1 pseudogene is annotated in these 249 nt (G+C 71.9%); it reads right to left on the bottom strand.

What is annotated here, in order from left to right:
• A pseudogene (locus tag G6R25_RS24810) lies at positions 1–219 on the bottom strand (protein spdB); the annotation flags it as partial.
• Between the last annotated feature and the right edge of the window lie 30 nt (positions 220–249).

Genomic DNA, 249 nt, shown 5'->3' with positions numbered 1-249 from the left:
GAGGCCGGACACCACACCGGAGTGGTCGCCTTGGGCGGCGAGGCGGCGTTCGTAGGCGAGGGTGGCCAGCCAGCCGCCGTCCATGCCCAGGCCGACGACGGTGGCCACCGGCCACGGCATCAGGGCGCCGAGCCAGCCGATGACGACGGCGAGGGTCAGGGCCATCGACACGACGGTCATTGCTGCTGCTGGGGCGCAGGTCCACTGCTTGCGGCTCATGCCGACACCTCTCCGGTGCTGGTGGTGAGG

This window comes from Candidatus Frankia alpina, assembly GCF_902806485.1.
GTDB classification, from domain to species: Bacteria; Actinomycetota; Actinomycetes; order Frankiales; family Frankiaceae; genus Frankia; species Frankia alpina.
This window is presented reverse-complemented; position numbering and strand designations above follow the sequence as displayed.